Annotated in this window: 7 protein-coding genes; 5 read left to right on the forward strand and 2 right to left on the reverse strand. The window is 33.7% G+C overall.

Annotation, left to right across the window (positions count from 1 at the left end):
* The 3 genes from SFT90_07845 to SFT90_07855 form a co-directional block, all read left to right on the forward strand.
* Positions 1-922 (forward strand): chemotaxis response regulator protein-glutamate methylesterase (locus SFT90_07845; protein ID MDX1950386.1); only part of this gene is annotated, 922 nt, incomplete at its 5' end.
* Between the two features lie 58 nt (positions 923-980).
* Positions 981-2,150: a methyl-accepting chemotaxis protein gene (locus SFT90_07850; GenBank protein MDX1950387.1), complete on the forward strand. Its 1,170-nt coding sequence runs from the start codon at positions 981-983 to the stop codon at positions 2,148-2,150.
* A 10-nt stretch (positions 2,151-2,160) separates the two neighbouring features.
* A complete protein-coding gene (locus tag SFT90_07855; GenBank protein MDX1950388.1) occupies positions 2,161-2,463 on the forward strand; it encodes an STAS domain-containing protein in 303 nt (100 codons plus the stop codon).
* 9 nt (positions 2,464-2,472) lie between these two features.
* On the opposite strand, the gene SFT90_07860 is transcribed toward SFT90_07855, so the two are convergent.
* Together SFT90_07860 and SFT90_07865 are read right to left on the reverse strand one after the other, a co-directional pair.
* Complete coding sequence (locus SFT90_07860; protein MDX1950389.1) at positions 2,473-3,243, reverse strand: SprT family zinc-dependent metalloprotease; 771 nt, start codon at positions 3,241-3,243, stop codon at positions 2,473-2,475.
* Positions 3,233-4,270, reverse strand: a complete 1,038-nt coding sequence (locus tag SFT90_07865; protein MDX1950390.1) for an ELM1/GtrOC1 family putative glycosyltransferase — start codon at positions 4,268-4,270, stop codon at positions 3,233-3,235. Before SFT90_07865 ends, SFT90_07860 begins: the two co-directional genes overlap by 11 nt.
* 93 nt (positions 4,271-4,363) lie before the next feature.
* Here SFT90_07865 and SFT90_07870 point away from each other — a divergent pair, with 93 nt between their 5' ends.
* Positions 4,364-5,491, forward strand: coding sequence for a cysteine desulfurase family protein (locus SFT90_07870; protein ID MDX1950391.1), 1,128 nt, complete (start codon positions 4,364-4,366; stop codon positions 5,489-5,491).
* A gap of 690 nt (positions 5,492-6,181) precedes the next feature.
* The coding region (locus SFT90_07875; protein MDX1950392.1) for an aminotransferase class V-fold PLP-dependent enzyme at positions 6,182-7,002 on the forward strand (821 nt) is incomplete at its 3' end.

A 7,002-nucleotide genomic window follows, 5' to 3' on the forward strand; every position in this document is an offset into this window, starting at 1 on the left:
AAATAAAATTAAAGAGCTAAACCCTGATGTTATCACTCTTGATATTGAAATGCCCGGAATGGACGGTATTACTTTCCTAAAAAAATTAATGGCACTAAGGCCAATGCCAGTTGTGATGAGTTCTTCACTTACACAGAGGGGTGCGGATAGCACAATAGAAGCCCTAGAAGCAGGGGCTGTTGATTATGTTCCTAAAACTACTAGCACTGATTTTAATTCTGAAGAATTATCAAATGAATTAATCTCAAAGGTTAAAAATGCTTCAAAAGTTAAATTCAGGCAGGCGAAAGAATCTGAAATTATTAAGAAAAACCCAATTTTAGAAAATGCCAATCAATTTAATTTCAAGCAAAATATTCTTTTTGCAATTGGTTCATCAACTGGTGGTGTTGAGGCCTTGAAAGATATTTTAACCAATCTTCCAAAAAATTTTCCGCCGATTGTCATTACCCAACATATGCCACCCAAATATACACAATCATTCGCTGAAAGGCTCAATAAAATTTGTCAAATAAGTGTAAAAGAAGCTGAAAACGGCGATTTAATTGAAGTAGGCAAAGTATACATTGCACCGGGTGGAATGCATCTTGAAGTTATAAAAAGAGGCTCTCAGTTAGCTTGTGTTGTAAAGTATGGCGATAAAGTATCAGGTCATATACCATCTGTTGATGTTTTGTTTGATTCTGTTGCGAAAAATATTGGAAAGGTCGCTTGCGGTGTTATACTAACTGGAATGGGTAGAGATGGTGCAAAAGGAATGCTTGAGATGAAAAAGGCGGGTTGCTTTAATTTCGGTCAAGATGAGGATTCTTGCGTGGTTTATGGAATGCCAAAAGCAGCTTATTTGGCCGGTGCAGTGGATGAGCAAGTTTCGCTATCAAAACTACCAAACGCAATGATAAATTTTGCTAGGGTGCGATAAAAAATATAATCCCCCCTCCCCCCTTAACAGGAGGAGAAACAAAATAAAAAATAATATTATGTCATTACTTGCTAAAAAAACATTTGAAGATAGGCAGGAAGTTAAAGCAAACCAAGTTCAGCCTGAGAAAAGTGTGGATTCTCTATTGGATGATTTTATTAAAAAAAATCAGCAAAGCAAATCTTCTTCAGGTGCGAAAGATAAATGGGAAAAGATTTATATTCCAATAATTTCATCAATTGATTTAACGATTGCCAAATTAAAAGAATTATCAAGTATCGTAGAAGTTAGTGCAAAGCAAATAAATGAAAAATTTGTATTTTTAGCTGAAAACTCTATGCAACAATCTAAAACCGTTGAAACAGTTATAGAACGCTCTGAAACATTATTTGTTGATAATGAAAAGATAAAAATGTCTAGCTTTTTTGAGCTATTCAACTCAGCATTTTCAAGTGCGGTTGAAAAGATTATGTTCGTTTCGCAGAAATCAATGTATATGGTTTATTCCCTTGATGATGCGATGAAATCTATCAAGGATATTCAATCATTTAATGGCAAAATCCAAGCCATAAACAAGCAAACAAATTTGCTTTCTCTCAACGCAACTATTGAATCTGCAAGGGCTGGTGAGGCTGGAAAAGGCTTTGCCGTTGTTGCTGATGAAGTTCGCCATGTTTCAAAAGAGATTAATAAACTCTCTGATGAAATGAATAATAAAATCTCAGTTGTTACCAACAGCGTTAGTAATGGCTATAATATTCTTAATGAGGTTGCAACGACAGATATGTCTGAAAATATTTCAGTTAAGAAAACCCTAGATGGTTTAATGGGTGCTTTGATGAATCAAACTGGTGAATTTGCAAAAATTCTTGCTGGAACTGCTGAAAATTCTCGTGAAATTTCAAATTCTATTTCTGGAATGGTTATGCAAATGCAATTCCAAGATAAAGTATCTCAATATATTGGTTTTATATGCCAAATGCTTGAAACCGTTAAAGCTATGATAATATCATTTGGAAAATTTTATCTTGATGAAAAAGATGATTTATCCTTAAACCTTTATAAAAATAATAAAGATGTTTGTGAGGATATTAAAAATAAGTTAGTTCTATCTGAATTAAAATCTTCATATGATGTTATAGTTTCAAGTTATGGTGTTCATATGGAGCAGAACTTACCAAAGCCTAGCTCATCTGTTAAAAAAGATGACGATATAGAATTATTTTAATATTATTATTATGAATTTGAAAAAAACTACAAATGGTTCAACTTGCGAATTTTCTCTTTCTGGAAAATTCACTTTTTCTGATCACCAAAGCTTTAGAAATGTTATAAATATTATTGCAAGTAAAACAATTACCTCTGTTATAATTGAGCTTAGCAACCTTGAATTTATTGATTCTGCTGCACTTGGAATGTTCTTAGTTGCTCGTGAAGAAGCTAAGAAAAACAATGTTGAACTTATTCTGCAAAGCCCTGTTGGTCATGTTCAGAAAATGTTTGATATATCAAATTTCCGCAGTTTATTTGAGATTAGGTAGTTGATTCTCTCACTCCCCAAAATCGCTATAAATATTTTTCAAATTATTTTTGTGGATTTGCCAATCCGGCATTAATTTTTCTAAGAGTTGATAAAAATCTTTGCTATGGTTAAATTCCCTCAAATGGCATAATTCGTGCAGAATTACATAATCAATAGATTTTTCTGGGGCTTTAATCAGGCTGTAACTCAGCTTGATTTCCCCACCCCTTGAGCAACTTCCCCATTTAGATTTCATCTTGCGAAATTTAAGCTCTCTATTAAAAAAAATCCTTTCTTTTTTAGCGATGATTTTACAAATTTCCAGCCTTTCATAAAAATATGCAATTGCAAATTCTTGAATGAATTTATCAATATTTTTAATTATTTTATTTTTATTTGGTTCTTTAATAAAATTATAAATAATTATTTTATTTAATTTATTTATTTCAATTTTATTAATTAGGTTTTGCTTGAAAAAAAGCTGGTAATTTTCACCTAAGAGTTTGAATTGGCTTCCATTTTTATATTCTTGTTTTTGATGAATAAGGTGCTGGTTTTTGATAAAAAAATCTCTTTTTTTAATTATCCAATTAGATTTTTTAATAATAAAATCTTCAAGATATTTTTTTGAAATTTTATTTGGGGCTTTAATTTTTATTTCTGCATTCTTGTTGATGGTTAGGGAAATAGACCTTCTTCTAGATAATTCCAAACTATAGGAAATTAATTCTCCATTTAATTTAATTAAATAATTATTATTTTCTGATTTTTTTAATTTATTTAATTTACTAAAAATCATTTCTAATTCTATCGGCGATTAGTGAGGCGGTGTTTAGAATCTTACTTGCGTTGAGGCTATTCAAATTTTTGCTAGAAATAATTTTTCTAATATTATCATCATTAAATTCGCTGGCATAGCCGCCTTTATATAAAAGCTCGTGGAATCTTCTATGCTTTGGTGGGGCGTTGCCATCTGGTGAAAATATAAAAACTGGTTTACCAATTGTGCATGCTTCGCTACACATTGAAATTGAATCGCCAGTTGTGATAACGCAATCCGCTAATTGTAGAAAAGCAAAAAATGGATTCGCTTTAGATTGATGCACATCATGAAAATAATAATATCTTCCAATTTTATGTTTGAATTCCGCCTTAATATAATCTGATAATTCAGGATTAGTCCTTCGGCTATTGGTTACTAAAAGTGAAGCCCCAAGCTCTGAAACAATATTCGTAACCCTATTCACCAAAATCTCGGAGTGATATTTTGTAAAGTTCGTTTTGCGAGAATTACCACCAATCAAAACTACAATTCTTGGTTTTGGAAGCTCGCCAATGGTTCTGCCCCAAATTTTATATTCTTGCAGAAGAAAATCTTTGTTTATTCTATTCGGTGCGCCAATAGTTTTTAAGATTCTTTTATTTTTTGCGATTAAAAAATTTATATTATCATGAGAGGGCAATGCAACTAAATCAAACCCAAAAAATTTTGAAAGCCCACACCACATAATATGGCAAGTATAAGTTTTGATTTTTGCTTTTTTGGCTCGTTTTTTGATGGCGAGTGCAACGGGTGCAAGTTTTCTTCCGCAGGAAATTACAATATCGGGGTTGCCATGCAAACTATCAGATTTCTTAGAATCAACTGAAGAAAAATCATTGCAAATCAGAAAATTTGGCAACTTTGCCTTTTTGTTATAGATTATTTTCTTTTTTATGAAGGGTAAGCCCAATGCTTCTGCAACGCCTATAGATTGTGCATTATGTCCTGCAACTTCATCAGTCAGCACCCAAATATTTGGCAATCTTTCAGCTTCTTTGTTCATTGGTAAATTTTGAATTTACATTACATTATAATAATTTTATCTAATTGAGAATATTTTTTAATAAATTAAAATGTCATTGCCACTTTAATAGAAATGCAAAACAATAATAAAATATTCTTTGATTATAACGCAACCACGCCATTAAAGCCTTGTGCGAGGGAGGCCATCTTGCAATCGCTTGATGCCCCGCTTAACCCGTCTTCAATTCATTCATTTGGCAGAACGGCAAAATCTCTACTTACCAAAGCTCGTAATAAAATTTTGCAGAATATAGCGGCAGAAGGGCAGGGGCTCATTTTCACTTCCTCTGGCACGGAATCCAATAATATGATTTTTCACTGCCTACCAAATATTAAAAATTATATCATTTCTGCGGTTGAGCATACTTCAATATTAAAATTTGCAAGTAAGCCCAATGTTAAAATTGTTCAAGTTGATGAGTTTGGTAAAGTTAACCTCGCTCATTTTGAGGAGATTATAAAATCATTTAATGGCGAGGCCTTTCTTGCCTCAATAATTCTTGCAAATAATGAAACGGGAATAGTGCAAGATTTATCAGAAATTAAACAAATCGTTTTTGCAAATAAGGGTTTTCTGCATACTGATGCATCGCAGGCACTTGGCAAAATATCATTTGATTTTAATAATTTGGGTGTTGATATGGCAACCATTTCTGCTCATAAAATTGGCGGTGGAAAAGGTGTTGCGGGGTTTGTTATCAAGAAGGGTTTAGAAATTTCACCTTTTATAATTGGTGGTGGTCAGGAGGGTTTTTTAAGGGGTGGCACTGAAAATCTGCCAGCAATTCTTGGCTTTGCAGAAGCAGTTGAGGATAGCATAAAAAACCTTGCTGAATATCAAAGCCACACTTCCGCCCTCACAAATTATATGATAGAATCACTTAAGAAAATTAACCCAGATATTGTGTTTTTTCCCATTAACAATAAACCATCAACCACTAACCATTTACCTAATACAATATTATTCGCAATTCCAAATCAGCCTGCAGAGACTATGCTTATAAAGCTTGATTTAGCTGGTTTTGCAGTTTCAAGTGGTTCAGCTTGTTCTTCTGGGCGTGTAAATAGTTCTCATGTTTTGAAGGCGATGAATATTCCAGATGATATTGCAAAATGTGCAATCCGATTAAGTTTAGGCTGGCTTAATACAAAAGAAGAGTGCGATAAGTTTTTGGATTTTATAAAAAATTTTGCTTTGTAATTAACCTAATTTTGTCATACCGGAAGCTAGATTTTGTTAGATTTCTGCAAGAAAGCGTTACAAAATCAGCTGTCCGGTATCCATAATTGTCTTCCGCTAGATACCTGCCTTCGCAGGTATGACTACGCATTTGATAATCATTATCAAGTAACTGAATTATAAAGTTATTTTAATATTATTAATCTTGATTATAATTACACTAACATTATATAGTTTACTAAAATAGTAGGTTATTGCTATTGTCAATTACACAACTACCTTTGAGAGAGGTTTAGGCTGAGGGCTAAAATGTGTATTGTTAGATAAAGATAGGTTTAAGTGCTTTAATCTCAAATTGTCACCCCGCATTTATTGCGGGGTTAATAGTTGAAAGTGTTCTACACTTAAATTTGAGCGTATTTTATGGTTAACCCCGCAATAAATGCGGGGTGACACATAGGGGAAAAGTAGCAAAAATTTAGCAAAATCTATTTTTGCCTAAAAATGCTAAAAAAATAAAATTATCTGCATTTTTGCAGATAAGTAGAATTAAGCATTTGATATAGATAAACAAAATCATCTTGTAAAATATCTGCAATTTTGCAGAGGGTGAAATTAAAATCAATCTAGGGTTGAAAAATGAATACAGATTCTTGCGCAGTTACAACTGCTTATGCAAATAATAATAAGGGGCAACAAAAGCCTATATATATGGATTATCAGGCAACCACCCCTATGGATCCTCGCGTTTTTGAGGCTATGAAGCCATACTTTCTTGAGAAGTTTGGAAACCCTCACTCTCGCTCCCACAGCTATGGCTGGGAGGCTGAGGACGCGGTAGAAATCGCCCGCAAAAATGTTGCAAGCGTTATAAATGCTGATGAAAAAGAGATAATTTTTACATCAGGTGCAACTGAATCAAACAACCTTGCAATTAGCGGTTTGGCTGGGTTTTATGGCGATAAGAAAAAGCATATAATCACCGTTAAAACTGAACATAAATGCGTGCTGGATACTTGTAGGCACTTAGAAATGGAGGGGTTTAAGGTCACTTATCTGCCGGTTGATAAAAAGGGTTTTATCAATCTTACTGCATTAAAAAATGCTATTACTGATGAAACTTTAGTCGTTTCAATAATGGCTGTGAACAACGAAATTGGCGTGATTCAGCCTCTTAAAGAGATTGGGAAAATCACTCGTGAAAAAGGGGTTTTCTTCCATTCGGATTTAGCCCAAGCCTTTGGCAAAATCCCGATTGATGTTGAGGAGATGAATATTGATTTAGCTAGTATTTCAGGGCATAAAATCTATGGGCCCAAGGGAATTGGTGCTTTATATGTGCGTCGTCGTCCAAGAGTCCGCCTAGAGCCTATCATTTACGGCGGCGGGCAAGAGAGGGGCTTCAGATCTGGAACACTTCCAACTCCACTTGTAGTTGGTTTGGGTGAAGCTGCAAAAATCGCTAAGGACGAAATGCAAAGCGAGCTTGCGAGGCTTCAAAAATTCCATGATAAATTTTATAACGCTATAGT

It is taken from the genome of Rickettsiales bacterium, from assembly GCA_033762595.1.
GTDB lineage: Bacteria > Pseudomonadota > Alphaproteobacteria > Rickettsiales > UBA8987 > JANPLD01.

Excerpts from the sequence above, each read along its gene's own strand:
- SFT90_07850 (MDX1950387.1), top strand. The coding sequence starts at position 981 with ATGTCATTACTTGCTAAAAAAACATTTGAAGATAGGCAGGAAGTTAAA.
- SFT90_07855 (MDX1950388.1), top strand. The coding sequence starts at position 2,161 with ATGAATTTGAAAAAAACTACAAATGGTTCAACTTGCGAATTTTCTCTT.
- SFT90_07860 (MDX1950389.1), bottom strand. The coding sequence starts at position 3,243 with ATGATTTTTAGTAAATTAAATAAATTAAAAAAATCAGAAAATAATAAT.
- SFT90_07865 (MDX1950390.1), bottom strand. The coding sequence starts at position 4,270 with ATGAACAAAGAAGCTGAAAGATTGCCAAATATTTGGGTGCTGACTGAT.
- SFT90_07870 (MDX1950391.1), top strand. The coding sequence starts at position 4,364 with ATGCAAAACAATAATAAAATATTCTTTGATTATAACGCAACCACGCCA.